General features: G+C 47.0%; 19 protein-coding genes. 6 read left to right on the plus strand and 13 right to left on the minus strand.

Going from position 1 to position 25810, the window contains the following annotated elements; translation table 11 throughout:
* Window positions 1-17: 17 nt before the first annotated feature.
* The 4 genes from L1N97_RS17040 to L1N97_RS13150 form a co-directional block, all read right to left on the minus strand.
* Complete coding sequence (locus L1N97_RS17040; RefSeq protein WP_236130092.1) at window positions 18-4511, minus strand: EAL domain-containing protein; 4494 nt, start codon at window positions 4509-4511, stop codon at window positions 18-20.
* Between the two features lie 141 nt (window positions 4512-4652).
* The gene (locus L1N97_RS13140; protein ID WP_236130093.1) at window positions 4653-5600 is read right to left on the minus strand and encodes a cobalamin biosynthesis protein CobD/CbiB; all 948 of its coding nucleotides are present in this window, start codon (window positions 5598-5600) and stop codon (window positions 4653-4655) included.
* Between the two features lie 12 nt (window positions 5601-5612).
* Entirely contained in the window at window positions 5613-6323 is a 711-nt protein-coding gene (gene mtnN, locus L1N97_RS13145) for a 5'-methylthioadenosine/S-adenosylhomocysteine nucleosidase (protein ID WP_236130094.1), read from the minus strand.
* Between the two features lie 100 nt (window positions 6324-6423).
* Complete coding sequence (locus L1N97_RS13150; RefSeq protein WP_236130095.1) at window positions 6424-7308, minus strand: pirin family protein; 885 nt, start codon at window positions 7306-7308, stop codon at window positions 6424-6426.
* Window positions 7309-7495: 187 nt separating this feature from the next.
* On the opposite strand from L1N97_RS13150, the gene L1N97_RS13155 reads away from it, so the two are divergent.
* Together L1N97_RS13155 and L1N97_RS13160 are read left to right on the plus strand one after the other, a co-directional pair.
* Window positions 7496-8035, plus strand: a complete 540-nt coding sequence (locus L1N97_RS13155; protein WP_236130096.1) for a porin family protein — start codon at window positions 7496-7498, stop codon at window positions 8033-8035.
* Between the two features lie 136 nt (window positions 8036-8171).
* Window positions 8172-8522 carry a HopJ type III effector protein gene (locus L1N97_RS13160; protein WP_236130097.1) on the plus strand — a complete coding sequence of 117 codons (351 nt, stop codon included), beginning with the start codon at window positions 8172-8174 and terminating at the stop codon, window positions 8520-8522.
* A 60-nt stretch (window positions 8523-8582) separates the two neighbouring features.
* On the opposite strand, the gene L1N97_RS13165 is transcribed toward L1N97_RS13160, so the two are convergent.
* Together L1N97_RS13165 and L1N97_RS13170 are read right to left on the minus strand one after the other, a co-directional pair.
* The gene (locus L1N97_RS13165) at window positions 8583-8777 is read right to left on the minus strand and encodes a hypothetical protein (protein ID WP_226751264.1); all 195 of its coding nucleotides are present in this window, start codon (window positions 8775-8777) and stop codon (window positions 8583-8585) included.
* A gap of 150 nt (window positions 8778-8927) precedes the next feature.
* Entirely contained in the window at window positions 8928-9590 is a 663-nt protein-coding gene (locus L1N97_RS13170; protein ID WP_226751265.1) for a DUF2726 domain-containing protein, read from the minus strand.
* Window positions 9591-9779: 189 nt separating this feature from the next.
* On the opposite strand from L1N97_RS13170, the gene aceB reads away from it, so the two are divergent.
* The gene (gene aceB, locus L1N97_RS13175; protein ID WP_229586425.1) at window positions 9780-11381 is read left to right on the plus strand and encodes a malate synthase A; all 1602 of its coding nucleotides are present in this window, start codon (window positions 9780-9782) and stop codon (window positions 11379-11381) included.
* 40 nt (window positions 11382-11421) lie between these two features.
* Here the strand turns inward: aceB and L1N97_RS13180 are convergent, their stop codons facing one another.
* Window positions 11422-12360: a LysR family transcriptional regulator gene (locus L1N97_RS13180; RefSeq protein ID WP_226751267.1), complete on the minus strand. Its 939-nt coding sequence runs from the start codon at window positions 12358-12360 to the stop codon at window positions 11422-11424.
* A gap of 196 nt (window positions 12361-12556) precedes the next feature.
* Between L1N97_RS13180 and L1N97_RS13185 the strand changes: the two genes are divergently transcribed.
* Window positions 12557-14149 carry an isocitrate lyase gene (locus L1N97_RS13185; protein ID WP_236130098.1) on the plus strand — a complete coding sequence of 531 codons (1593 nt, stop codon included), beginning with the start codon at window positions 12557-12559 and terminating at the stop codon, window positions 14147-14149.
* 120 nt (window positions 14150-14269) lie between these two features.
* Here the strand turns inward: L1N97_RS13185 and L1N97_RS13190 are convergent, their stop codons facing one another.
* Window positions 14270-14962 carry a tRNA-uridine aminocarboxypropyltransferase gene (locus tag L1N97_RS13190; RefSeq protein WP_236130099.1) on the minus strand — a complete coding sequence of 231 codons (693 nt, stop codon included), beginning with the start codon at window positions 14960-14962 and terminating at the stop codon, window positions 14270-14272.
* 126 nt (window positions 14963-15088) lie between these two features.
* Here L1N97_RS13190 and L1N97_RS13195 point away from each other — a divergent pair, with 126 nt between their 5' ends.
* Window positions 15089-15997, plus strand: a complete 909-nt coding sequence (locus L1N97_RS13195) for a pseudouridine synthase (protein ID WP_236130100.1) — start codon at window positions 15089-15091, stop codon at window positions 15995-15997.
* A gap of 9 nt (window positions 15998-16006) precedes the next feature.
* On the opposite strand, the gene L1N97_RS13200 is transcribed toward L1N97_RS13195, so the two are convergent.
* From L1N97_RS13200 to L1N97_RS13210, 3 genes are all read right to left on the minus strand, one after another.
* Window positions 16007-16462, minus strand: coding sequence for a YaiI/YqxD family protein (locus L1N97_RS13200; RefSeq protein WP_236130101.1), 456 nt, complete (start codon window positions 16460-16462; stop codon window positions 16007-16009).
* An 18-nt stretch (window positions 16463-16480) separates the two neighbouring features.
* Window positions 16481-18211, minus strand: coding sequence for a bifunctional isocitrate dehydrogenase kinase/phosphatase (gene aceK, locus L1N97_RS13205; RefSeq protein ID WP_236130102.1), 1731 nt, complete (start codon window positions 18209-18211; stop codon window positions 16481-16483).
* A gap of 108 nt (window positions 18212-18319) precedes the next feature.
* On the minus strand, window positions 18320-19756 hold the full coding sequence (locus L1N97_RS13210; protein WP_236130103.1) for a YfcC family protein: 1437 nt from the start codon (window positions 19754-19756) through the stop codon (window positions 18320-18322).
* Window positions 19757-20044: 288 nt separating this feature from the next.
* Between L1N97_RS13210 and L1N97_RS13215 the strand changes: the two genes are divergently transcribed.
* Window positions 20045-22072 (plus strand): fused MFS/spermidine synthase, encoded by a 2028-nt coding sequence (locus L1N97_RS13215; RefSeq protein WP_236130104.1) that lies wholly within the window; start codon window positions 20045-20047, stop codon window positions 22070-22072.
* 53 nt (window positions 22073-22125) lie between these two features.
* Here L1N97_RS13215 and L1N97_RS13220 read toward each other — a convergent pair whose 3' ends face one another.
* Complete coding sequence (locus L1N97_RS13220) at window positions 22126-24054, minus strand: hypothetical protein (RefSeq protein ID WP_236130105.1); 1929 nt, start codon at window positions 24052-24054, stop codon at window positions 22126-22128.
* A gap of 337 nt (window positions 24055-24391) precedes the next feature.
* Window positions 24392-25804 (minus strand): FAD-dependent oxidoreductase, encoded by a 1413-nt coding sequence (locus L1N97_RS13225; protein ID WP_236130106.1) that lies wholly within the window; start codon window positions 25802-25804, stop codon window positions 24392-24394.
* Between the last annotated feature and the right edge of the window lie 6 nt (window positions 25805-25810).

The following is a 25810-nucleotide window of genomic DNA, read 5'->3' on the forward strand; positions in this document are numbered from 1 at the left end:
TTTATATTCGACAGCGACTAACCGGCAAACCGCCCCGAGTTAAGTAAGGCGATAAACTCAGCATTAGGTAGCGGTTTGCTGAATAAAAAGCCCTGTATTAACGAGCAATTACGTTGCCTAAAAAATGATAATTGTTGCTCGGTTTCAACCCCTTCGGCAACACAGTACAACCCAAGGCTGTAAGACATGCTCAGCATGGCATCGATAATGGCTTCATCGTTATGATCCACGCCAATGTCTTGCACAAAGCTGCGGTCGATTTTAATCGCATCCAGAGGCAATTCTTTTAAATATTTTAACGAGGAATAACCGGTACCAAAGTCATCCAAGGCCAATTTAATGCCGGCATCGCTTAACGATTGCATGGTCAGGATGGCACTTTGTTGGTCGCGCATCAGCGCGCTTTCAGTAATTTCAAAGCGCAAGCACTGTACGGGTAACTGGTACTTGTTTAATAATTCGATCACAGTTTCCGCGAGTTTCGGTTGCTCTAAATGCTGCGTTGATAAGTTAATCGATAAGTAAACCTCATGCTTATCGGCCCGCCAACTGACCATATCTTGCAAAGCTCGCTCGATTAGCTGCTGTGTCATATTAACGATTAAGCGTAAATCTTCTGCAAGTGGAATAAAGTCTGCCGGTGAAATCATGCCGTCTGGGCTTTGCCAACGTAACAGTACCTCAGCACCGACCAGGCGATTGGTATTGGCATCGATGATGGGTTGATAGTAGTTAATAAACTCTTGTTTTTGAACCGCCTTACGTAAGCGTGATTCGCGAGCCAGTTGCATGTGGGCTTTTTCGTTCATCGCTTTCATAAAAAACTGAAAATTATTGCGACCGGCTTCTTTGGCATGATACATCGCCACATCGGCGTGTTTCATTAACTCCGTGCCATTTAAAGCGTCGTCAGGGAAGACCGCTATGCCAATACTGGGCGACACACCAATATTTTCTGAACCCAGTTGCATGGGTTCGCTAATCACCGCCAGCATTTTACGTGCAACATGGCTGAGGTTATCTGCAGATTTATAGCCTTCAAGTAACACAACAAATTCATCACCGCCCAAGCGTGCAACCGTATCGGTATCGCGCAGCGTTAATTTTAAGCGTCGAGCCACTTCTTTTAGCATTAAGTCGCCAATATCGTGACCAAGAGAATCGTTAATATGTTTAAAGCGATCTAAATCTATAAAATATAAGGCTAAAGAACGCTGTTCACGGCGAGTTTTATCAATACCGTGCATAATGCGATCCATTAACAATGCTCGATTAGGTAAGCCGGTTAACGCATCGTAATTAGCCAGATAGCGCAGTTCAGCTTCGGCGGCTTTTTGTGCGGTGATATCCGTAAACACCAACACAAAGAAAGACAAGCCTTGCTCACCCACCGCACTAATATTGATTAAGGTTGGCCGTTCTTTGCCATCTGGCGTGATCACGCGCTCTTCGCCTTGCCAATGCTCGCCTTTTTGCATGCTACGTAATAAACGAGTGTAAAAGCGTCGGCGTACCAAGCTGATACCCAAATGATGCACTCGTGGTGTGTCGACATAAGTATCGACACTGCCAAAAGCCTGCGCAAACGAATGGTTAGCGGCAATGATACGTTGCTGTGTATCGAGGATCACCACCCAATCCCGCGTTTGTTGGAAGGCTTCACCAAAGAGCCGTGCTTTTTCTTTATTGGCTTTGGTTTCTGTAATGTTACTAAAGGTGCCTAAGATTTTTTTCGGTTTGTTGTCATCGTCAACTGCGGTAACCCGCGCTTGATCGCGGAACCATAACCAACGGCTATCTTGATGCTGGATACGGTAAGTGACATCTAGCATAAAACTAGGATCGTCTAGCAGTTTTCGCCATTGCTGTAAAAATTCTTGTCGATCATCTTGGTGGATCAACTGGCAATGTTGTTCTAAGTGCATGCTTTGTGGTGGATTTTCGAAGCCTAATACTGACTCGTAACGATTTGAGACTAGGTGGTTATGCTTAGCCAGCCACTCAAATACGCCACCATTTACCGAGGCTAAAGCTTGTGTTAAGCGTTGCTCACTCAGTTGGATTTGCCGATTGGCTTGACGTAATAAACTTTGCTGTTGCCGGCGTTTTCGCCAATACAATAAAAAAATACTGCCAAACAACAGGGCATACATAAAATAGGCAGGAGTCGAGCGCCAGAGCGGGGGCTCAATAATAAAGCTAAGGCTTGCCGGAGCACTCTGCTCTCCGGTTAATGGGGCAATGGCACTGACATAAAATTGATAATGACCTGGGGGTAACTGGGGAAACAGTACCTGATTGGTAAATTGTTCTGGATAGATATTATTTTGCTGGCCCGTTAGCCAATAACGATAAGCAATTTTATGGTTATTATGAAAAGACATGGCGCTAAAATGAATTTTTAAGCCAGTATCATTATGTGATAACTGAAATTGACGATTATTTAACTGACCTTGAATGGTTTGAGGCTTACCCGATAACACGTTAAATTCTGTAATGGTCATTTTTAACGGAGCAGTATTGGCGGTTAACAGCTTAGGCTCGACGATAATGGCACCGCGCATCCCCCCATAGACCAAACGACCATCCGCTAATTTGGTGGTGGCTCCATCATAAAACTCGTTAAAGGCTAGGCCATCGGCTTGGTTAAAAAATTCCAGTTGTAGGTTGTCATGCTCCAGTCGAAATAAGCCTTTACGCGAGGCAAACCAAAGATCGCCAGCATCATCCAGTTGTAACGAAAAAACCTCATTACTCATCAGCTTGTTATCAACCGAAAACAATTGCTGCAGCGTTAAATTCTCTAAATTGAAACTGAGTAAGCCAATGCCTCGCATACCTACCCACAAGGTGCCGTTATGATCAATTTGCATTGAAGTAGCATAACGATTTAGCTGTGGTTGATAATCACTGTGTTGATAAATTAAACGCAGTTTTTCGGTATCAGGCTGATAATGCCAAAGTTGACCTGCCAGGCTAAGTAGCCAGCTTTGATCCGGTAATTGGCCGAGAATACGCCCCCAATATGCCATCGGCAGTTGTTGGTTAAGCTGCTCTAGAGACGTAATGTGCCCAGTATCAATGTGATAACGATAAAGGTTTTTTTGTTGACTTATAATCAGGCTATTATCGGCAGCATGATAAAGTTCTAATTTTGCACCTGAAGCGAGAAGCTTTTGCTGGCTGCTATCTGCCAGGCTTGGCACACTCACACTGAGTGTTTGAGTATCAAAACGTCGGATCCCCATGCTGACTTGTAACCATAACTCACCTTGGCTGCCAGGCAAGAAATGGTGAATGTGGCTTTCGCGCATTCGGATGTAAGGGCTTTCCGTTGCTAAAAAGCTTTGGTTTTCGTCGGTGGCTAAATTGTAGCGATTAAGGCCATTAAAGCTGCTAAGCCATAGATACTGATCTTGTTGCCATAGTTGAGTAGTGCGATCACTGCTAAAGCCGCTACCTTGGCTTGCTGCCAGATAACGAAATGCTTGGGTTTTCGGATGCCAATAATAAGCGCCATCTTCACGACTCGCCAGCCAGATGCCGTTTTGTTTATCGTGTACAAAATCTATCACTGAGTTATCGGCTATCAGCAGATCACTGTCAGAAAAACGTAAAGCCAACTCGGGTTGCTTGGCAGAGAGCGCCAATTGATAGAGCCCCTGATCGGTTCCGATCCAGACGTGATTGTCGTGGGTTTTTAACTTCCAAATATTATGTTCAGCAAGCATCGGCATTGCCGCAATGGGCGTACCTTGCTCAACATAGGCGGAAATGGCGGTAAGTGGCAGTTGAAATAAACCAGAAACCGTACCGACATACAGCTGATCATCACTAAGCAACAGGCTTTTGACATGAGATTGGTCTGCATTGATACTCGCTTGGTTCGCGGGCAAATAGGGAATATAGTGATGTTCATTGCTTTGTAAATCAAACAAGATCAAGCCGTTAAAGGCACCAATGAATAACTGCTGTTGCTGTAACGCGATATGGCGGATCCAACCTTGGTCTTGGCCTATCTGCGTTAAATCAAATATTTTTTGCCAAGATTTGTCACTGAGTTGTAACTGATACACTGCATCATTGACGACCAATAATAGCCTGTCGGCATCACGTTCGATCACGCTCATAATCGTCGATTCTATTGGGTGGCCAATCTTTCGCGGTGGGGTGAAAAATAACTCAAATTGGCCGGCTGCAGGGTCTAACAGATATAAGCCCGTATGGTTTGCACTGGCCCAAAGCCGCCCTTGGCTGTCTTCTAATAACTCACTAAAGGCAATTTCAGAAAGGCGATATTGTTTGGCGTGTAATTCATGAACGTTATTGCCGTCAAAGCGGTTAATACCCCCGGCGGTGGCGAGCCAAAGAAAACCGTCTTTATCTAGATGCAGTTTTCGCACCGCGCCCTGAGACAAGCCTTGCTCTGGCGTTAATGGCATAAACTGAGTTCGTGCATTGAGCACTAGACTGGTAAACAACAGTAAAAACACAGTGAGGAGCCATTTCACAACTCGATTTCCCTTGCCCTTGTTAATTTCTTTGCAAAAAAACACTGATTACTTAAGTTTATGCAACATATACCTTGCAAGCGCTGTTTGTCCAGTTTTGTTATTCGGTGCGGTAAGTCATTTTGGCAGCGTATAGAAGGCTTACCCTAAATTAAAGAACAAGATTAAACCGGCGATTGCCGTAAAACAGAGTAATAACAAATTAAACTGATGCTGTTGTAAGCGCAAAATACGCCGCAAATCGGCGATATCCGGTTCATAAGCTTGTTGCAGACGCGGGCGATCGACCCGTTGTTTTCGGTAATAGAGTGGCCCAGCTAAACTTACCTGCAAGGTTTGGCTTAGCCGAGTTAATAACCTTAATTTCGCTTTGGGCATCGGTGCACCTTTGGACGCTAACAGCGTTGGCGCTCGGCGAGAATGACGCTGTAGCCAATACAGCGCAGTACTCAGCCAATAAGGTAACAGGTTCAACCATTGCTGCACTTGCGCTGCGGCTAGGCCAAAATGTTGGTTCTGCTCTAACTTAACGGACCATTGCTGGCTGGCTATTTGACTCAATCGATAACACAACACCCCCGCGGCGCCGGCGAGCAGATACCAAAACATGATACCGATGATTTGCTGGCTAAACCGCAGACAAAGGCTTTCGAGTAATGCTTTGACTAAGCCCATTTGGCTTAACTGCGCGGTATCTCTGAGCAGCAATAAGCGCGCTTGAGTTTTCGCTAAGCTTAATAAGGACTTTTCTAAGCTGATGATGATTTTTTCGGTTTGCCGCACATAAGGTTGCCAGTTTAAACAACAAAGTAACACGATCACATCAATCAATGGCGGCCAACTGGCCAGTAGGTATAAACCAACCAGCAAGGCTAAAGGTATGCTAACGGCGACAAATAAAGCCAAGCCACCGGAGAGACGTTGCTGACTGCTGGCACGTGTTGGATCAGGGTGAACCTTGCGCGCTAAAGCTCGGCAAAATGCGGCATAAAAGCTGAGTGGATGATAAATCAGTGGAATAGGTAGCAGCCGAGCAAACAGCAGGGCCGCGACCAGTATGATCAGCGATAGGGCAAATTCGTTTGCCATCAGCAAAGCAGGTTACAGGTTTAAGTCAGCGATAGCGCCCAACATTTCAACCACCATGGCTGAACTGTTTTTGGCTGCAACTTCTAAGTAGGCTTCAAAAGAATCGGGGGATTCTTTACCGGCAATATCACTAAGGCTGCGGATCACCACAAAAGGGGTATTCAGCATATGACAGCTTTGTGCAATGGCCGCGCCTTCCATTTCAACCGCTAACATGCTGGGAAAATGTTGTCGTGTTTGGGCAATCCGTTCAGGATCACACATAAAGCTATCACCGGTGGCAATTAAGCCTTTTTTGGTTTTACAAAAGCCTAACGCAGCAATGCTTTGTTCAGCGGCAGCAATTAACGCAGGGTGCGCTTTGTAGGCGGCGGGCATTTGTGGTACTTGGCCTATTTCATATCCAAAAGCGGTCACATCAACATCATGATGCCGTACTTCGGTACTGATCACGACATCGCCGACGCTTAATTCAGGATCAAAACCGCCAGCCGACCCCGTATTGATGATGCAGTCAGGTTTAAATTGGCAAATCATTAAGGTTGTGGCCACGGCTGCGGCAACTTTACCAATACCTGATTGCACTAAAACGACATTTTTACCGGCTAAAGTACCGATGTAAAAAGTATAGCCGCCTAACTTTTCTGTACGATTTAATTCAATTTGTTGCTGTAACAGCGCAATTTCAGGTTCCATTGCGCCAATAATGCCGATTAATTGCATGGTCCCGCCTAGGCAAGTAAAAAAACACTAGTATAAACGGGGTGGCAGTGAAAAGCATTGCCTTTCCTGCCGAACGTGGGGATTACGCTAAAACAACCGGTTATTGCTGCAACGGGATCGGCTGCATGGCCTGACCAGAGGTCAGGCGGCCATGTTGATAATCGCTAACCGCCTGTTGGATCTCTGCGATAGTGTTCATTACAAAAGGACCATATTGCACAATAGGTTCAGCAATGGGCCGGGCGGCGAGCACGAGAAAGCGTACCTCGGTTTTCGCGCTGAGCGATACCGCACCTTGTGTTGATAATACTGCCGCTTGATGCTCAGGTAAGGTAACCTGCTGCTCAGCGCTGTGCAGCTCTATAGTTCCTTCATAAGGATACAGTAAAGCGTTATGACCATCAGGCAGCGGTAACTGTAGCTGAGCACCTGGTGATAAATGAATATCAAAATAGACCGGTTCCGTACTTAAACCTTGGATTGGACCTTGCACCTGTTGGTCTTGATAACAAAAGTTGCCGGCAATCACTTTAACGCGAATACCGTCAGCGGCGTGCACTACCGGTATTTGCGCGGGGTTGATATCAACGTAAGCGGCTTCTTTCATTTTTTCTTTGGCGGGCAAATTAATCCACAGTTGAAAGCCGCGCATTAATCCAGATTCTTGTTGCGGCATTTCTGAGTGAATAATGCCTCTTCCGGCACTCATCCATTGTACACCGCCGCTTTTTAGGTGACCTTGATTACCCAAGTGATCTTTATGCAACATATGGCCATCAAGCATATAAGTCACCGTTTCAAAACCGCGGTGAGGGTGTGCGGGGAAACCGGCAATATAATCATCCGCTTTCTCCGAGCCAAAACAGTCGAGCATTAAAAAAGGATCCAACCTAAAATCAGCAGATTGTCCTAAGCTGCGTTTTATTTTTACCCCAGCACCGTCTGATACTGTCACTGCTGGTATAAGCGTTTTTAATTTACGCATAATGTCTCCTTAAATAGTTAATACGATTAAACCGGATAAACAATCGAATGAAAATTGCAAAAATTGCTGGCTAATATTCAATAAAGTAGAACGATGGCAGTTCAGTTAGCATTAAGGCGTGAGCGCTAAAGTGCCAGTCAGTAACCTTGCTGTATCGGTCATGCCGATAAGATGATTGGAGATTGTCATGAAAAAACAACTAATTTGTATAATGTTATTCAGTAGTGCTGCGGCCACCGTACAAGCGAACTCAGATATTCGTTGGGATTATCTTGGTTTAGGTTATACCGATGCGGCAGGAGACGGACCTTATATCGAAGGGTCATTACGCGTAGCGCCTTCCTGGGTTTTACAGGGCGAGTTCAGCCCACAAACGGTGGCATCACAAGACTTTAATGCCTTTCGTTTCGGCGTGACTTATCTCAGTGGGTTTAAACTCGACTTTACACCCAACAGCCAAACTTACTTGCAAGCGGGTATTGATGGCGTCAGCGGTGATCGTGATGATACCGGTGCTTTTTTCGGTATAGGCGCTCGCCATCCGTTAACGCCACAAGTTGAATTATTAACAGAAGCCAGTTATCACACCTTAGGCGATAACTATGGCAGTGCTACGGCCGGAATTGCTTATTACTTTAGCCCAGACTGGGCCATAAGAAGTACGTTGTCGTTAAATAGCGGTGACACGAAAAACGTTTTTCGTTTTGGTATGACCTATCAGTTTTAAATCAGCCAACAGTTAGTCGTTGTTGCCCGCAGCTTGCACAGAATATATTTACCCGTGGCTGGCGCAAAGCATTGCAGTTGCGTCAGCCAACTCTTAATATTAAGCACTTGGCTAGCGCGACAGCGGAAGTGATACTATGTTAGACGATTTTTTTATCCAGTTAAGTACCGAGCCTGACAGCATTAGTTTTGCGCAAACTATGGCCGTTATTGATAAGCACTATGACTTTACTGCCGTGGCCTTTGAAAACGGCGAAGTGACTAATGCCGCCGATCAGAGCAACGGTTCCTGCAAAATTTTTGCATTTGGCCTGTTACACCAGTTATCGGAACCGCAAACTTTACAGTTATTTGGTGAGCATTATCGCCAGGTAATGGCCACTCCTAGTGGTACCGATCATCAAAATATTCGCAATTTTTTGATCACCGGTTGGAATGGCATTCGTTTTTCAGGTAACGCCTTACAGCTGAAAAGCACCGCTGTTTAACTCAAAAAATAAGGCCAGCAACTGCTGGCCTTATTACTTAACCGCTCTTCCTGAGCTGCGTTATACCGTCACATTAATGTTCTGGCCAAGATTTCCAACAGATTGTGCAGCGGCAGTAGGCTCAATACTTTGCATAGCATTTTGTACTAAGCTCGTGGCCATTTGCCCTTGCTGTTCTTGTTGTTTCTTTGCCATCACAGCGCCCAGCACTTCAAAAGCCTGAGCAGACGCAAGTGCGCCAACGGATTGACTCATAGAACCTCCTATTAGCAACAGGTCATCTCGTTATCGGCAAGCGGTTGGCAAACTTTAGGCATTTTTTTGCCTTATTAAAAAAGGTGAATGCCGCCTGTTGCAGCAGGCGGCATTCGATCTTAGCGCGGAGTGACTCATTTCTCCAAAGCGTTAAGAAACTTGGACTAGCGCGGTAGATTGCGCTTTAATTTGTGACTTTGATAAAGCCGGTGACATTAAACGGCCTGATAGGGCGGTATTCACCAAAGCCGGCTTAACAGTACGGATTGGCCGGGTAGGGCCTTTTTTCACTAAACCTTTTAATAAGGGTTCCACTTTTGGAGCCGGTTTACCCAGTTTAACCGCGAGTGCCGCTTGTAATTCGGTTACGGTGTAACCCGCCTTAATAGCAATACGCAAATAAGGCACGCCAGCTGCATCAAGCGCACCACTCACAAACCAATCTGGTACGGCTTTGTGCCCTTCTTTATTTTGTGGATTAACTAAGTCAAGTACCGCCACCACTTTCATCGTTTCAGGTTCGCACAAGACATAATCGAGATATTTGGCATTAAGCTTTAACTGGGTGCTGCGCCGGTTTTTGTCAGAGACACTGGCCTTGATATCTAAGACATCGGCTAAGCGCACTCTGTTCATAATACGATAGTCATTTTGTACTGCTTTATCTAATAAACCCAAAAAAGAACGTTCAACCGGACTAAACAACGCAGCCTTCCGCTGCACTTGGAACGGGTTACTATTGTCAATAAAGCGACTGGCAACCAAAGCAATAACGACGACCAGTAGCACTAATAACAGCATGATAAACTCCATGCTTACCTCCGACAAAGAATTGACAGCAAGAACGATGAGTTCATACAAGCATAAGCTGTGCCAATATTTTTAATGTGGTGCTAACAGGGTTATTTTTTGAATTGATGCCAGCCATCATCTTCATTAATGGTATTTATATGTGATTTAGGCTTATAGTTACTGCATCTGAAATAGTACAAGGACACGATCATGGCAGCAGTAACAACTTGTGGCGCGCTGACTATTAAAGGCGCAATGCCTGAAGCCTATCAAGAAATTTTAACGCCAGCGGCTTGCGAATTTGTCGCAGAGCTTGCTCAATTATTCCGCCCGCCGTTAAAAGCGCTGTTAAGCGCACGGCAACAACGCCAAGCCAAATATGATGCCGGTGCTTTACCTGACTTTTTAGCAGAAACGGCAGCGATCCGCCAAGGCGATTGGCAAGTGGCCGCTTTACCCGCTGATTTGCAAGATCGTCGTGTTGAAATTACTGGGCCGGTAGAACGCAAAATGATCATAAACGCGTTAAATGCGGATGTTAAAGTGTTTATGGCCGATTTTGAAGACTCGCAAACACCCAGTTGGGATGGCATGGTGGAAGGGCAAATCAATTTGCGCGATGCTAACCTTGGCACGATCAGTTATACCGATCCACAAAGCGGCAAACATTATGCGCTAAAAGAGCATCCCGCTTTATTAATTGCCCGTGTGCGTGGCTTGCATTTATGGGAAAAACACATTGAGTTGGCAGGTGAACCGATCCCCGGTGGCTTGGTCGATTTTGCTTTATATTTTTATCATAACTATCGCACCCGCCTGAAAAATGGTACCGGTGTGTATTATTACGTACCCAAATTACAAAGCCATTTAGAAGCCAAATGGTGGGATGATATCTTCCGTTACACCGAGCAACGTTTTGCTGTGCCTATTGGGACGATCCGCGCGACCGTGTTGATCGAAACGCTGCCAGCGGCCTTTGAAATGGACGAAATCCTTTATATGATGAAAGATCATATCGTGGCACTAAACTGTGGTCGTTGGGATTATATCTTCAGTTATATCAAAACATTAAACAACCATCCGGATCGCGTGTTACCCGATCGGCAGGTCGTTTCTATGCATAAGCCTTTTTTAAGTGCTTACTCTCGCTTACTGATTAAAACCTGTCATAAACGTGGCGCTTTAGCCATGGGCGGCATGGCGGCCTTTATTCCGGCAAAAGATCCGGCGGTGAATGCCGCGATTTTAGAGCGCGTGACCGCCGATAAAGAATTGGAAGCGAGTAATGGCCATGATGGTACTTGGGTGGCACACCCTGGTTTAGCCGCAACGGCCAACGGTGTGTTTGCCAAGTACTTAGGTGATAACACTAACCAGTTAGCCGTATCACGTGCTGACGATGCACCGATCACCGCTGCCGAGTTACTCGCGCCCTGTGATGGTGATCGTACGGAAGAGGGCATGCGTACTAACATCCGCGTTGCCTTGCAATACTTAGCGGCGTGGATCAGCGGCAAAGGTTGTGTGCCCATTTATGGCTTAATGGAAGATGCCGCCACAGCGGAAATCTCTCGCACTTCCATTTGGCAATGGATTAAACATGGTAAAGAGTTAAGTAACGGTAAACTTGTTACCAAAGCCCTATTTGCTTCTTTTTTAGAGGAAGAGGCAAAGGTGGTGTTAGCAGAAGTTGGGGCAGAAGTGTGGCAAAGCCAGAATTTTGCTCGGGCGCAAGCCTTATTGCTAGACATTACCACAGCTGATGAACTGACAGATTTCCTAACCCTGCCAGCTTATCAGTTGCTTGATTAACCTGACGTAACCATTTTTGGGCGCGAGTTAGCGCCCTTTTTTATTTGAGCTCTTCGGCTGTTTCGGCAATTAAGCGTCGAAACCAGATATGGCTGGCATCCTGGTGTAACAAGGGGCTCCAGATCATCTTCAGTTCAATCGGTGGGATGGCAAAGGGCGGATCCATGATGGCCATGTTAGCGTCGTTCTCATATAGTCTAGCGGCTCTACTGGGCAAGGTGGCAATCAGATCGATACTAACCGCTAAATGCATGGCAACATGATAGTTACGGGTAAAAACGGTAATATTACGCTGCTTACCTAATTTGGCCAGCGCTTCATCAACCCAACCGAGCTTCTGTACGTCTTTCGGATCCATCCCTACGCCAACACCAAAACCGGTTTTACTGACCCAAATATGTTGGGATTTTAAATAGCTATCCAAATTGAAGCTCTGTAAAACAGGATTTTGACGGTTGATCAAACAAGAAAAACTATCTCGCCAAACGGTTTTTTGATGGAACGACTGCGGTAAATGATCAAAGCGGTTAATGGCCATATCGACCTTACCATTTTCCACATCATGAAAGTTAACATCTGACGGTGTCATTATATCTAAGCTGCTGAACGGCGCTTGTACGCGTAGCTTTTTCAACAAGGCTGGGATCAAGGTTGAGGCCGCATAATCACTGGCCATAATACGAAAAACCCGTTGGCTTTGTGACGGTTCAAAGTCTTTATTGGGCTGTAAGGTTTCTTCTAGGGTGAGCAATACACCACGCACTATAGGCGCTAATTCACGGGCGCGTTCAGTGGGCACCATGCCTTCTGAGGTGCGCACTAATACCGGATCGTTTAACAAATCACGCAAGCGTTTTAAACCATTACTCATCGCTGGCTGAGTGATATTTAATTGGTTCGCCGCTCGAGTCACATTCTGTTCTCGTAGCAATACATCCAAGTAAACCAACAGGTTTAAGTCCATCTTATTAATATTCATCAGTAAAATACTCAGCAGCAATATTATTCGTGTTCTGAATCATAACATTGGCCAGAGCAAGACCCAAGCTGTGGTACTAACATTCACAAAATAAATGACGAGCATCATAAAAATCAGCTTTATGAATTACAGTTTTGTTGGCTATAGTGAAAGCACACCAACCCAGTTACGAAAAATTGTTTAAGAGGGAAACACTATGTCAGCTTACTCAGATCACGTGCAACAAGTCGAAGCGTTATGTGGCAAAGAAAAAGGCTGGAATGCTATCAGCCCAGAGTATGCAGCTCGCATGCGTTTACAAAATCGTTTTCACACGGGTTTAGATATTGCGAAATACACCGCAAAAATTATGCGTGAAGATATGGCCGCTTACGATGCGGATAGCAGCCAATACACCCAGTCATTAGGTTGCTGGCATGGTTTTATTGGTCAGCAAAAACTGATCGCCATTAAAAAGCACTTTGGTAGCACCAAGCGTAAATACTTATACTTATCCGGTTGGATGATTGCAGCACTGCGTTCAGAGTTTGGCCCTTTACCTGATCAATCTATGCATGAGAAAACTTCAGTACCGGCCTTAATTGCTGAATTGTACAACTTCTTAAAACAAGCTGATGCGCGTGAGTTAGGCGGCTTGTTCCGTGATCTAGATGCCGCACGTGCTGCCGGTGATGCCGCTAAAGCTGCCGCAGTACAAAACAAAATCGATAACTTTGAAACGCACGTAGTACCGATCATTGCCGATATCGATGCCGGTTTTGGTAACGAAGAAGCCACTTACTTACTCGCGAAAAAAATGATCGAAGCCGGTGCTTGTGCCATTCAGATTGAAAACCAAGTATCGGATGAGAAACAGTGTGGTCACCAAGACGGAAAAGTCACCGTGCCGCATGCCGACTTCTTATCAAAAATTAATGCCGTACGTTACGCTTTCCTAGAGTTAGGTGTGGATGACGGTGTTATCGTTGCCCGTACCGATTCATTAGGTGCTGGTTTAACCAAGCAAATTGCCGTAACCAACGAGCCAGGCGACTTGGGCGACCAATACAACAGCTTCTTAGATGGTGATTATATTAGCAGCGCCGATGATATTGCCAACGGTGATGTGGTGGTCAAAGCCAATGGTAAGCTGTTAAAACCAAAACGCTTAGCCAGTGGCTTATTCCAGTTCAAAGCCGGTTCAGGTGTGGATCGTGTGGTACTAGACTGTATCACATCACTGCAGAACGGTGCTGACCTACTGTGGATTGAAACTGAGAAACCACATATTGGTCAAATCAAGGATATGGTTGACCGGATCCGTGAGGTGGTTCCTGGCGCTAAGCTGGTTTATAACAACAGCCCATCTTTTAACTGGACGCTTAACTTCCGTCAACAAGTGTTCGATGCATGGAAAACTGCAGGTAAAGACGTTTCAGCTTATGATCGTGCCGGCTTGATGGCAGAGCAATATGATACAACGGAACTAGCCCTAGAGGCCGACAACCGTATCCGTACTTTCCAAGCTGATGCGGCGCGTGAAGCGGGGATTTTCCACCACTTAATTACTTTACCTACTTATCACACGGCAGCGTTGTCGACAGATAACTTGGCGAAAGAGTACTTTGGTGCCGCCGGTATGCTGGGTTATGTTGCAGGCGTACAACGTAAAGAAATCCGTCAAGGTATCGCCTGTGTGAAACACCAAAACATGTCAGGTTCTGATATTGGTGATGATCACAAAGAGTACTTCTCTGGTGATGCCGCGTTAAAAGCCGGTGGTTCGCATAACACGATGAACCAGTTCTAAGCGTTAAATTGTGTCTTACTTTCGCAACGTGGTCAGGTTAATCTGACGTTGGGCAGCCAGTGGCTGCCCTTTTTTATGCCGCTAATCACAGCGCAAGCGGATAAAACGCTAATGCTCGCTTTAGAAACGGCTATCAGGCTCAACCAGATGCGGCTTACCTTTTATATAGGCACGGCGAAACTGCACAAAGTAGTCACGCAGGGCTGTGGCTGCCAGCGGTTCAGCTGCCAGCTCTAACACGGCAATAGCGACCTCAGCGGTACAAAGTTGATGTAAATGAGCGGCTTCACGCAGCACATAATCACTGGCTTGAGTGGGTTGAATACCCAGCACCGGTAATGTTGCTAAATACGGGCTGCGAAACATTTTTTTGGCTTCGCGCCAAGTGCCATCTAGCATCACAAACAGTGGAATGCGCTCAGCGGTGGCTTGCGCCAACGCGTTGGCGTCAGCTATACAGCGCTCTGGCGCAGCATATTGTTGTGGGAACACCACAATAGGCACATATTTGGGATCGTGGAGTAGTGCTAATAAAGCGGCATCTGGCTGGGTGCGATCCCAAACAAAGGCATGGCTATCGGCGGCAATATCACAAATCAGTCGGCCGGTATTGGTGGGTTTGTAACATTCGCCGGTGTACATAATAAAGCAGAAAGCCGCGCGCGCTTGTGGCGCGGGGCGAAGCGCACAAATACATGCCGTGGCGGGCAATAAACAGTTTTCACAGCGGCGCACCTTACTCCCCCGAGCATTAAATACCCGCGTGGCTTTAAGTAGCTCACGTTGTCGTAATTCTAAGATGGCGTTGGCCATGATGGTGCATCCTCTTGCGCGTGTGTTTGCGGTGCTGTGCTTGCTAACAGGCGCGTATTGTACGGACTTTTATGCTAAAATTCGCGCTCTTTTTGTGAACGGCAGGCCTTAGGCGCGAGTGACTTTGTGAGTATTGCAACCCAAGCTTCAGAAATTACCCTACCGGCAAATAATGCGGGATGGCCGACGGTTTTGGCTTTTTTAATCGCGAAGTTTCCAGGCGTCTCGGCTGCGGTTTGGCAACAGCGCATTCAACAGGGTAAAGTGCATTGGTATCAAGGCGAGTGTATTAACGAACACAGCGCTTTTTTACCCAGTCGGCGGCTTTGCTATTACCGCGAAGTCGAAACCGAGCCGGTGATCCCGTTTGCGCATCGTATTATCTATCAAGATGCGCACCTGTTAGTGGCCGATAAACCGCATTTTTTGCCGGTTACCCCAGGGGGCAGCTTTGTTAATGAATGCCTGTTGCAACGTTTAAAAACAGACACCGGCAATCAAGATTTAGTGCCTCTGCATCGTTTAGATCGCGATACCGCGGGTTTGGTGCTATTTAGCCTGCAAGCCGACAGCCGTGCGCTTTATAGTCAGTTATTTAGTGCTGGGCAGATCAGTAAAACCTATTATGCGGTGGCAGAGGTGGCGCAGTTTCATGATGCACTGCCGCAACAATGGCAGCTGCATAATCGGATTGAGAAAAGCCAGCCCCGGTTTTTAAATAAAATTTGTGCTGGCGAGCCAAACGCCTCATCAACGATCCGCTTGCTTAAGGTTGAGGCCGGTTTAGGGGTGTTTCAGTTACAAGCACATACCGGCAAAACGCATCAACTACGCTTACATATGCAAAGTTTAGGCTGGCCGATTTTACACGATGCCTATTATCCCGTGTTAAAAGCTAAAAACAGCGGCGATTTTAGCCAGCCGTTGCAATTATTGGCCGCTGAAGTCAGTTTTATCGATCCGATCAGCGCCGAGTTACGGCGCTTTTACTCTGAGCAAAAACTCGCCTTTGGCCCCGCTTTAGCCGCAGATTAAGCCAGCGGCTTAGCGCGTGCGGCTTTGTAAAATACGATCTAATTGATTGGCAAAGGCTTGTCGATCAGCCTGATTGAGCGTGGCGGGGCCACCCGATTGAATACCGCTGGCGCGCAGCGTTTCCATAAAGTCGCGCATCGTCAGTTTTTGCTTGATGGTATCGGCGTGATAACGCTCACCCCGAGGGTTGAGTGCCAAGCCGCCTTTGGCGATAACCTCGGCAGCAAGCGGAATATCCGCCGTGATCACCAGATCGTCCACTTGGCAACGCCGCACTATTTCATTATCGGCTTCATCAAAACCTTTACTGACGGTCAGGCTACTAATATAAGCCGAGGGTGGCGTCCGTAGCGGTTGATTGGCTACCAGAATGAGCGGGCATTGTTTACGCTCGGCAGCGCGATATAAAATTTCTTTAATCACAGTAGGGCAAGCGTCAGCATCAACCCAAATGGTAAAAGACATAAGTGTTCTCAGCTTAATTTAACGGGAATAACGTTGGCTAAAGCGCATCGCCTGCGGGTAGGGGAAAATATCCTCCACGATGCCTTGGCGAATATGATACTGCTTTTTTCGCCAATAGGCGGCATCCAATAATTCGGGATGCTGACTAAACAGTAACTCACGGATCTGGGCTTGCGGTGTCACAAAGGTGGCGATTTGTTCTGGAAAAACATCGCCGGGCTCGGCCCAGCAATTCGCTTCTGCGTTTATTGCATCTTCAAAACTATCGGTTTTGGGCAAAGAACGAAAATTCACATCTAACAAATACTGCACTTCGTCATAATCATAAAATACCACGCGGTTATGTCGGGTAACGCCAAAGTTTTTCAAGAGCATATCGCCAGGAAAGATATTGGCGGCGATCATTTCTTTAAGCGCGAGGCCGTAGTCATCCATAATTAAGGCTTTTTGCTGATCAGTGGCCTGCTCTAAATACAAGTTCAATGGCACCATGCGTCGTTCGATATATAGGTGCTTAATCACGACTAAGTCATCTTCGATCTGCAAGGAACCGGCAATACTGTGTTGTAACTCGGCTAATAAATCGGCATCAAAGCGGTTTCTGGGTAGGGCAACATCGGAATACTCTAAGGTATCCGCCATCCGGCCGACCCGGTCGTGTCCTTTTACTAACTGATAGCGGGCTTTGACGGTCGCACGGTCAAACGGCTTACTTTCAGCAAATTTATCGCGGATCACTTTAAAAACATAAGGAAAAGACGGCAGCGTAAATACCATCATCACCATACCCCGGGTACCTGGCGCGGCGACAAACTGATCTTTACTGCGGCTTAGGTGTGACAAGAGCTCTCGATAAAATTCGGTTTTGCCTTGTTTATGTAAGCCAATCGCGGCATAGAGTTCAGCTAGGGTTTTATGCGGGATCAGTTCACGTAGAAAATGCACCAGCGCTGAGGGCACGGGGCACTCCACCATAAAATACGCGCGTGAGAAGCCAAAGATAATACTCATTTGTTGCGGATCGGTCAGTAGGGTATCGAGGTACAAGCCTCGCTCGGTGTCATGCAATAGCGGAATAATAAAAGGTTGTTGTCCTTCTGGGCTGACCACTCGGCCCACTATATAGGCCGCTTTATTACGAAAAAACGGTGTGCGTAAAATATCTAAACGCAGTAAATGAACCGGATAAGCGCCATGGCTGGATTGGGCAATAAAGCTGCGCAAAATGCAGCGAATATCATGCTCTAAATCGATAAAGGGCGTGTTAAAACCAAAGGCTCCAATAATATTACGAATAGACTGCTTCAAGCCGGCTTGGGCCGGAAAATAGCTTTCATATACGGATGAAATAGGGGCGGGTAGATGCTGTTTGTCTAAGGTTGATTCGACAAAGATATTTTGATTATGAAAGTATTTGCGGGCAAATAAGCGACAAAACACCGAATTATAGAAGGTTTCAGCCAATTCGGCTTGCGGGTGAAATAACAGGTATTCTAAATAATGCTGCTTCACTTGCTGCCATAGCGGTTCGTTTAAGCATTCGGCAGGTAACTGGGCTTGCAGGTTAGCGATGGTTTCATTCACCCGTATATCGTAAAACTGGATGCGCTCAGAACTATCTTGCTGATAGGCTTGCCAATCGGCTTGTTCAAAACGTTGCCAAGCTCTGCCGGTGACTTGCTGAAATAAACGAAAGTGTTTGCGAAAGCCTTTTAAGATAATCTCGGCAATTTGCCGGGCTTGCTTCATAGCGGAAACCTAAAAATATAGAATACCGTTACTGTATGACAAAGCCTGCATGGCGGCAAGTTAACGTCACGGATGCAAAGTGATACGCTAACTTGCCTGCGTTGCTGCTTAAGCCGCGTTCTCTAACACGGTGGTCTGTTGCGTGCTTAGTTCAGGCTGCACATCATCACCGTAATCAAACATCACGGCTAAAACCAAAACAACGGATGATGCCAACATTAACTTGAAGATCAGCGGCAAGCAGAAGCGGAACCAATGGCCATAAGGAATACCGGCAATACCAATAATGCCCATTAAAATCGCATTGGTGGGAATAATCATATTAGAAAAGCCATCACCAAATTGGTAAGCCAACACCGCCACTTGCCGTGGTATTTCTAACAGATCGGCCAGCGGCACCATCAGCGGCATGGTGACATAAGCTTGACCACTACCAGAAGGGATAAAAAAGTTTAACAGCGTTTGAATGACCAGCATGCCGATGGCGGCAATTTCAGCCCCAACATACGACAGTGGCATCGACATGCCATGCACCAGTGAATGCAGTACCTGACCATCTTCTAAAATCAATGAAATACCGCGAGCAACGCCAATTAAGATGGCAGTAGTGGTCAGATCCATGGTGCCTTCAATAAATTTCTTGGCCGCCGTGTCGGCGGAAATATTGCTAACTAATGTGGTAAATAGCCCCCAAGCAATAAACGCAGCGCCCAGTTCATATAAATACCAGCCATTAACCCGAATATTGTAAGCCACGATACCAATCGTCAGCACAAAACTGCCCAGTACCATGCGGTGTGCCAAGGTTAGCGCTGGATAATTGACTGCGGCCTTGTCACCTAGCGGGCAGGGCAAATCTTTGAGCATCGACTGGTTGGGATCGGCGAGCACTTTTTTAGAGTAAGACCAGACATGGTGAAAGCCGATTAATACAAAGGGTAAGAAGATCGCTGCGCGCAGCGGCCAGCCGGATAAAATAGGAATATCAGCAATTTGCTGAGCAATAACCAAAGTAAATGGATTGACCGCAGAGATACCGTAGCCAATACCATAACCGGCAACGGTCATACCCACTGCGGTCATCGCATCGAGTCGCATCGCTTTACACAGCGCCACTAAAATCAACACAAATGGAATATATTCACCCGCTGTGCCAATAAAGCTCGAGGCCATGGCAAAGCAAAATACCACCATAAAAATCAGCAGTTGAGGTTGAGTACCAAAGCGCTCTAACAAACGGCCGATCAGCGCATCGACCGTGCCGGTGGCGCGGGCAATGGATAACACACCGCCTAAAATCATCACAAAAAAGATTACATCTTGCGCTGAAGCAAAAGCTCGAGGTATGGCGGTTAATAATTGCCAAGGTGATAAATAGCTACGCTCTTCCACCAAGGTAAAAGTGCCTGCTTGCACGACAGAGCGGCCATTGGCCAGCGTCTCGGTTTGAAAGAAGCCTTGCGGCACAATCCAGGTGGCGATTAGCGCAAGCACCATCATGCTAAAGAGTAACGTCAGGGTGTGCGGTACTTTAAATTTTCCCATAATAAGACCTTTGTTGTGCGCTTGGCGCATCTTAGTGATAATTTTTGTTTAGTGTTTAGTGTTTAGTGTTTAGTGTTTAGTGTTTAGTGTTTAGTGTTTAGTGTTTAGTGCTTAGTGCTTTAAGGCAGCACCCAGTTGAGCCGCGGGGCCTCACTACAAAAAAGCAAGTCTACCCGATGTGGTATTAGTCGACAAATTTAGTGACTTTGTACCTTTGCACAGGAGTAGTACTTGCTGCGATGGCTTGCTTTGTATAGGCTTGGCGTTTTTTCTTGCAAGGGGCTCGTTTTGGCACTGTTTCCGCTGACCATTTTGTTAAGTGCAACCCTGTTATTTTTAGTGCAGCCGATGTTAGCGCGTTGGCTGCTACCGCAGTTTGGTGGGGGCGCTCAAGTATGGGCGGCCTGCTTATTATTTTTCCAAACACTGTTATTGGCCGGCTATGCATACACCCATTTACTGACGCGTTTTGCTAATTTAAAACAACAGCGATGGCTGCATGCGGTATTCGTTTTAATGGCGCTGGCCAGTTTAGCGGGTTTAACTCACCCCAATGCCAGTGCTGCCAGCGCCTATCCGCTGTTGGATATTTTATGGCTGTTAACTCGTACCGTGGGCTTGCCTTATTTCGTGTTAGCAGCAACCGGGCCCTTATTACAATATTGGTTTGCTAGTGTCTTTCCGCTGCGCTCACCGTATCGGTTATATGCCTTATCAAATTTAGGCTCATTTGCTGGTTTATTGCTTTATCCGTTTTTAGTTGAGCCTTATTTAGCGCTAGATCTGCAACGTCAAAGTTGGGCTCTGGGCTTTGTGTTGTTCAGCCTAAGTATGACTTTGCTGCTATGGCGAAGCTTGCAAGGCAGCAAAGCAGAAGCGGTCGCACCTTTACAATTACGCGGTCAGCCTTATGGCTATTGGCTGGCATTAGCCGCTGCGGGCGTGATTTTACTGTTAGCGGTAACGCAGCAAATTACTCAAAATATCCCACCAGTACCGTTTTTATGGGTGATCCCGCTGGCATTGTATTTATTAAGCTTCAGCTTAGTCTTTAACCGTGATAGCTGGTATCAACGCTCGGTATGGCTTTATCTGTTTGCTATCTGCTTGTTAATGGCGCTGTTGTTGTATTTTCTCGGCCGTCAGTTTGATCTGTACTCGCAATTATTACTTTATTTATTGTTGTTATTTAGCGGCTGCATGCTTTGCCATGGCGAGCTGGCGCGCAGCAAACCGGCTCATGGTGCTTTAACGGCTTTTTATTTGGTACTGGCGGCAGGTGGCATGCTCGGTGGCATCTTGGTCAATTTACTGGCTCCTTTTCTATTCACTAAATATTGGGAGTTTCCGTTAGTGTTGTTGGCCATTTTATGGTTGGTCACGTTAGTGAACTGGCGACAACAAGCCCGCTGGCAAACGGCGCTTGCCTTGTGTTCTGGTGTGCTGTTTATCGGGGTGTTTTGGTCGGCGGAATCCTGGCTAGGGCAGCATGATGTCAGTAAAAGTCGAAACTTTTATGGCAGCTTAACCGTGCGCGATACCAATGTTGCCGGACAGTGGCAACGCCAACTCATTGATGGCACAACCAGTCATGGTGCTCAGTATTTAGCGGTTGAGCAAGCACAGCAGCCGCTGAGTTATTATCGGGCAGGCACCGGCGTGGCACTGGCGTTGCAACACTTTATACCCGCTGATCCCAGTCGCACCGCGGCGCAGTTGCAAGGGCGCAAAGTCGGTTTGGTCGGTTTGGGGGCGGGGGCTTTAGCGGCTTATGGCCAAGCGGGCGATGATTACCAGTTTTATGAAATCAATCCTGCGGTAATACGTGCCGCGCAGCAGCATTTTAGTTATTTAGCCAATAGTGCGGCCAAGCCGCAGGTGATATTAGGCGACGCTCGCCAGGTGCTGGCAAAGCAATGGCAGCGTAGCGGCAGTCAGCAATTTGATTTGTTGGTGTTGGATGCTTTTAGCAGTGATGCTATTCCGGTGCATTTGCTCACTGCAGAAGCGATGGCATTGTATTGGCAGCATCTGATGCCAGATGGCGCACTGTTGGTGCATATCTCGAATAACTATTTAGACCTGAGCAGTGTGCTGCGTAATCATGCAGCCCAGCTGGGTTTACAAGCGCTATTTTTACCCACTGCGGCTGATGCACAAAACCCAGCGGCGACAGAGTGGGTGATTTTAAGTCGTAATCAACGTTTTTTAAGCCAAAGTATCCTACAACAGCACAGCAAAAATTGGCCACGACCGCTGCAACCTCATGTGTATTGGACCGATCAGCGTAGTAATTTGTTCTCAGTGTTAAAATAAAGCCGCCGGGGCGAAATGACAATTGCGCCCCTGGGTCAAGCCTATCATCGCCGTTAATCCGGGTTAATAATGCGGAACAATTGCCGATAGCTCAGCTTACCTGTCTCGGCTTGATAACAGTTATCCTGCTTCGTCAGCTTAATCGTGTAAGGCGGCTCACTGATGCTGGCACTGATTAAGTTACTGCGGCAGAGCGAACGGCTAAACTCACGGAAATGACTTCGAGTAAAAATCGGGCTTTTACTGCGCAACGGCTCGGCTAATTGTGTTAATGCCATTTTGTCGTTTGCCGGAAACAGTTGCGGTTCGGTTGTTTGCCACAGCATAGTATCGCCAGCACTAAGCAAGTAATGGCTTGCCAATAGCACATTGGGCGTCGATTCTGGCTGCAGTACGCTAAGGGTCACATCACCACTGCCGACCACCGTTAACTGGGCCTTTGCCTCAGACCACTGGCCTAAATCAACTAATAACGCCGTGTTCTCGTCAATGCCAAAACCAAAGCGGCTTTGGCTGGCTTGTTGCAGCACCAGTAATCGGGCTTGACGGCCACGCTCAGCAAACTGTGTGTCTACGATACCCAATGGAAATAAGCCTAAGCCGCCATCTGTGGCATAAGTCAGCTGTCGCTCACTGCTATTATTTGGGCAGCGCTGTTCTTTCTGACAGCCCTGCCAAGGCGCCGCGGCGGCTTTGGCACCATATTGCAGGGCATGATAACTGTCGCCACTGCTTAACATCGGGATCGGAGCAGTAGCAAATAACTGACCGCCACTCAAGGCCGCTGCGGCGTTATTGCTTGCTGCAAGCAGTAGGCTGTTTTGTTGTAAAGCGGCCAAAATAGCATTAAGCGCGGCGGTTGCGGTACCGTCAGCTTGGCGCAGTGCCGCGGTTAATAGCGTTACATCACCATCACTAAAAAATAAGGCATCGGCTTGCTGGATGTGTTTAATCAGCTCGTTTTCGCCTTTTTGACAGAGCTGTTGTTGATAAGCAAAGCGATCGGCATACACTTGCTCGCGACGATAGCGGGCATGCTGCTCGGCGAAAGCGTCAGCTAAAGCTGCACAATTTTTACTGCTGAGCGCCTGGGTTAACGCTGCGTTTAGCGGTAGCCAAGCCACTTCTGCGCCCGCTTGTCGAAAAATATCTAAATACAGATCGACGCTGGCAAAGGGGTCACTTGCTGCAGCGGTGATCAGCAATACTTTTGCTTGGCTGCGGCCTTTGCTAGTGGCTTTCGCTGTCGCTAAGCTCACTAACTGTTGGTATAAGGCCACGGCTTGTTGATCAAGCGAATTGGCTAAGTCTGCTTGCTCGGTTAAGCGATATTGCCGATCAGCGCTGAAAGTCGCCACTTCAAGGTAATCTAAAATTGCTTTGTGTTCACGCTCTGAAAGCGCTTGCCATAAGGCTTCGCCACTGAGTGCATCGCTCTCGGGCTGTGCGGGTAAGGCTCGCCAAAGGGTCGTCAGTTCTGTTGCTGTAAATTCACCATTAAAGGTGGTTTGTAACAGACTGAGCAAGGCCACCACTTGTTGCTGTAAAACTTGACGCTCGCTGCTAAAAATAGGTGCAGCAGCCAATAATTGTAATTGACTCGGATCTAAGGCATAGCGCAGCTGCGTTTTAGCCAGCGCACTAAAACTCGCCTCTTCAGCACAATGGGCCGGGGCCAGTGAGCTACAAATCGGCATACCGCCGCCGAGTAACATCACATCGTAATCTGCAGCCGGCAGCATGGGTAATTCCGGCTTTGATATCGGAAGGACTAAGGGCTCAGTCGCTAGAGCGGGCAGCGGCGCGTTTAAACTGTTCGACGCCTCATCTGTCTCGGGGAGGCTGGTTTGAGTCGTCTCTGCAGAGCGAGTTTCAGGTATTGGCTCTGCGGCAGAGGTGACAACCTGCACTGGCGTTGACAGGGGTTGCTCAGCACTGAGTAAGGTCGAAAAAAGTAACACACTCAAACATGATAAACGCATTTATTCCCCTGTTAGCTAACGTTGGTGCTGTTGGCCATGCGATCCGCCTGAGCGGAGTTTTACGCCATAATCGACAGCTATTTTAGCATTTTTTGTTGAATGAAATGGCGCTTTTATGCCAGTAAAACGTACATTTATTTTACAGCGATGAAGCATGATGTCGCAGGGTACTTTCCTAAGCCTTGTTAGCTATGTAATAAGGCTAAACGAGTCGTTAAAAGCTGAACGGCAATAGCGAGTGACCGGAAATAGCCATAGATAAAAGGCATATTTAAGGGGAAGAGCTCACCGCTATTGTGCTTAACACAACAGCGGTGAGCGACAACTTAGGTGTTAATTAGACTTGCAGATAATCTAAAATACCTTCTGCGGCTTTACGGCCTTGGGCGATGGCGGTCACCACCAGATCAGAGCCTAATACCATATCACCACCGGCAAACACTTTTTGCTGATTGGTTTGTAAAGCATAAGGGCTTTGCTCACTGGCGACTACCCGGCCTTTGTTATCCAAGGCGATACCCATATCAACTAACCATTTTGGTGGGCTTGGTTGAAAACCAAAAGCAATGACCACCGCATCGGCGGGGAGTATCTTTTCTGAACCTGGCACCGGCTCGGCACTGCGACGCCCTTTGGCATCTGGCTCACCTAATTGTGTGCTGATCACTTTAACACCACACACTTGGCCCGCGTCGTTTAACTCGATACCCAAAGGTTGTAAGTTAAATAAGAACTCAACACCCTCTTCGCGGGCATTTTGCACTTCTTTGCGTGAACCAGGCATATTGGCTTCATCGCGGCGATAAGCACAACTGACTTTATGCGCGCCTTGGCGGATCGAAGTGCGAACACAGTCCATCGCCGTATCACCGCCCCCTAATACCACGACCGTTTTGTCTTTTAAGCTGACAAAAGGATGCTCGGTTTGCCAACCCATAAGGTTATTCACATTACCAATTAAAAATGGCAAGGCTTCATAAACGCCAGCGGCGTCTTCATTAATTAAGCCACCTTTCATCGGGGTGTAGGTGCCTAAGGCTAAGAAAACCGCATCGTATTCATCCAGTAAGCTGTCGAAGCTGACATCCACGCCGACGGTGGTATTAAGCCTAAATTCGATACCCATTTCGCTGAAAATTTCACGGCGCAGTTGTAATACGCTTTTTTCCAGCTTAAACGGCGGAATACCAAAGGTCAGTAGGCCGCCAATCTCAGGATAACGATCAAATACCACCGGGCTAACACCATTGCGAACCAACACATCCGCACAGGCTAAACCCGCCGGGCCTGCACCTATAACCGCGACTTTCTTATCGGTTTTAACCACCGCCGATAAATCGGGCCGCCAGCCCATCGCAAAGGCTTTATCGGTAATATATTTTTCAATACTGCCGATAGTTACCGCACCAAAGCCTTCATCCAAGGTACAAGCACCTTCGCATAAACGGTCTTGTGGGCAAACCCGGCCGCACACTTCAGGCAAGCTGTTGGTTTTATGCGCCAATTCTGCCGCTTCAACAATTTTGCCCTCGTTAGCCAGCTTTAACCACTGCGGAATATAGTTATGCACGGGGCATTTCCATTCGCAATAGGGGTTACCGCAATCTAAGCAGCGGTCAGCCTGACCCTCTGCCTGAGTGGCGGTCAGAGGTTGATAAATTTCAACGAACTCAATCGTTCTTTCTGTTAGTGAGCGTTTTGGCGGATCAATCCGTTTTACGTCAATAAATTGGTATACATTCTGAGCCATAACGTC

The sequence above is a fragment of the Rheinheimera sp. UJ63 genome, assembly GCF_021568285.1.
Taxonomy (GTDB): Bacteria; Pseudomonadota; Gammaproteobacteria; order Enterobacterales; family Alteromonadaceae; genus Alishewanella; species Alishewanella maricola.

Coding starts and splice junctions, on each gene's coding strand:
- L1N97_RS13155 (WP_236130096.1), top strand. CDS start 7,496: ATGAAAAAACAACTAATTTGTATAATGTTATTCAGTAGTGCTGCGGCC.
- L1N97_RS13225 (WP_236130106.1), bottom strand. CDS start 25,804: ATGGCTCAGAATGTATACCAATTTATTGACGTAAAACGGATTGATCCG.
- L1N97_RS13190 (WP_236130099.1), bottom strand. CDS start 14,962: ATGGCCAACGCCATCTTAGAATTACGACAACGTGAGCTACTTAAAGCC.
- L1N97_RS13200 (WP_236130101.1), bottom strand. CDS start 16,462: ATGTCTTTTACCATTTGGGTTGATGCTGACGCTTGCCCTACTGTGATT.
- aceK (WP_236130102.1), bottom strand. CDS start 18,211: ATGAAGCAAGCCCGGCAAATTGCCGAGATTATCTTAAAAGGCTTTCGC.
- L1N97_RS13165 (WP_226751264.1), bottom strand. CDS start 8,777: ATGAGTCAATCCGTTGGCGCACTTGCGTCTGCTCAGGCTTTTGAAGTG.
- L1N97_RS13185 (WP_236130098.1), top strand. CDS start 12,557: ATGTCAGCTTACTCAGATCACGTGCAACAAGTCGAAGCGTTATGTGGC.
- L1N97_RS13140 (WP_236130093.1), bottom strand. CDS start 5,600: ATGGCAAACGAATTTGCCCTATCGCTGATCATACTGGTCGCGGCCCTG.
- L1N97_RS13210 (WP_236130103.1), bottom strand. CDS start 19,756: ATGGGAAAATTTAAAGTACCGCACACCCTGACGTTACTCTTTAGCATG.
- L1N97_RS13180 (WP_226751267.1), bottom strand. CDS start 12,360: ATGAATATTAATAAGATGGACTTAAACCTGTTGGTTTACTTGGATGTA.
- L1N97_RS13150 (WP_236130095.1), bottom strand. CDS start 7,308: ATGCGTAAATTAAAAACGCTTATACCAGCAGTGACAGTATCAGACGGT.
- L1N97_RS13160 (WP_236130097.1), top strand. CDS start 8,172: ATGTTAGACGATTTTTTTATCCAGTTAAGTACCGAGCCTGACAGCATT.
- L1N97_RS13170 (WP_226751265.1), bottom strand. CDS start 9,590: ATGGAGTTTATCATGCTGTTATTAGTGCTACTGGTCGTCGTTATTGCT.
- L1N97_RS13220 (WP_236130105.1), bottom strand. CDS start 24,054: ATGCGTTTATCATGTTTGAGTGTGTTACTTTTTTCGACCTTACTCAGT.
- aceB (WP_229586425.1), top strand. CDS start 9,780: ATGGCAGCAGTAACAACTTGTGGCGCGCTGACTATTAAAGGCGCAATG.
- mtnN (WP_236130094.1), bottom strand. CDS start 6,323: ATGCAATTAATCGGCATTATTGGCGCAATGGAACCTGAAATTGCGCTG.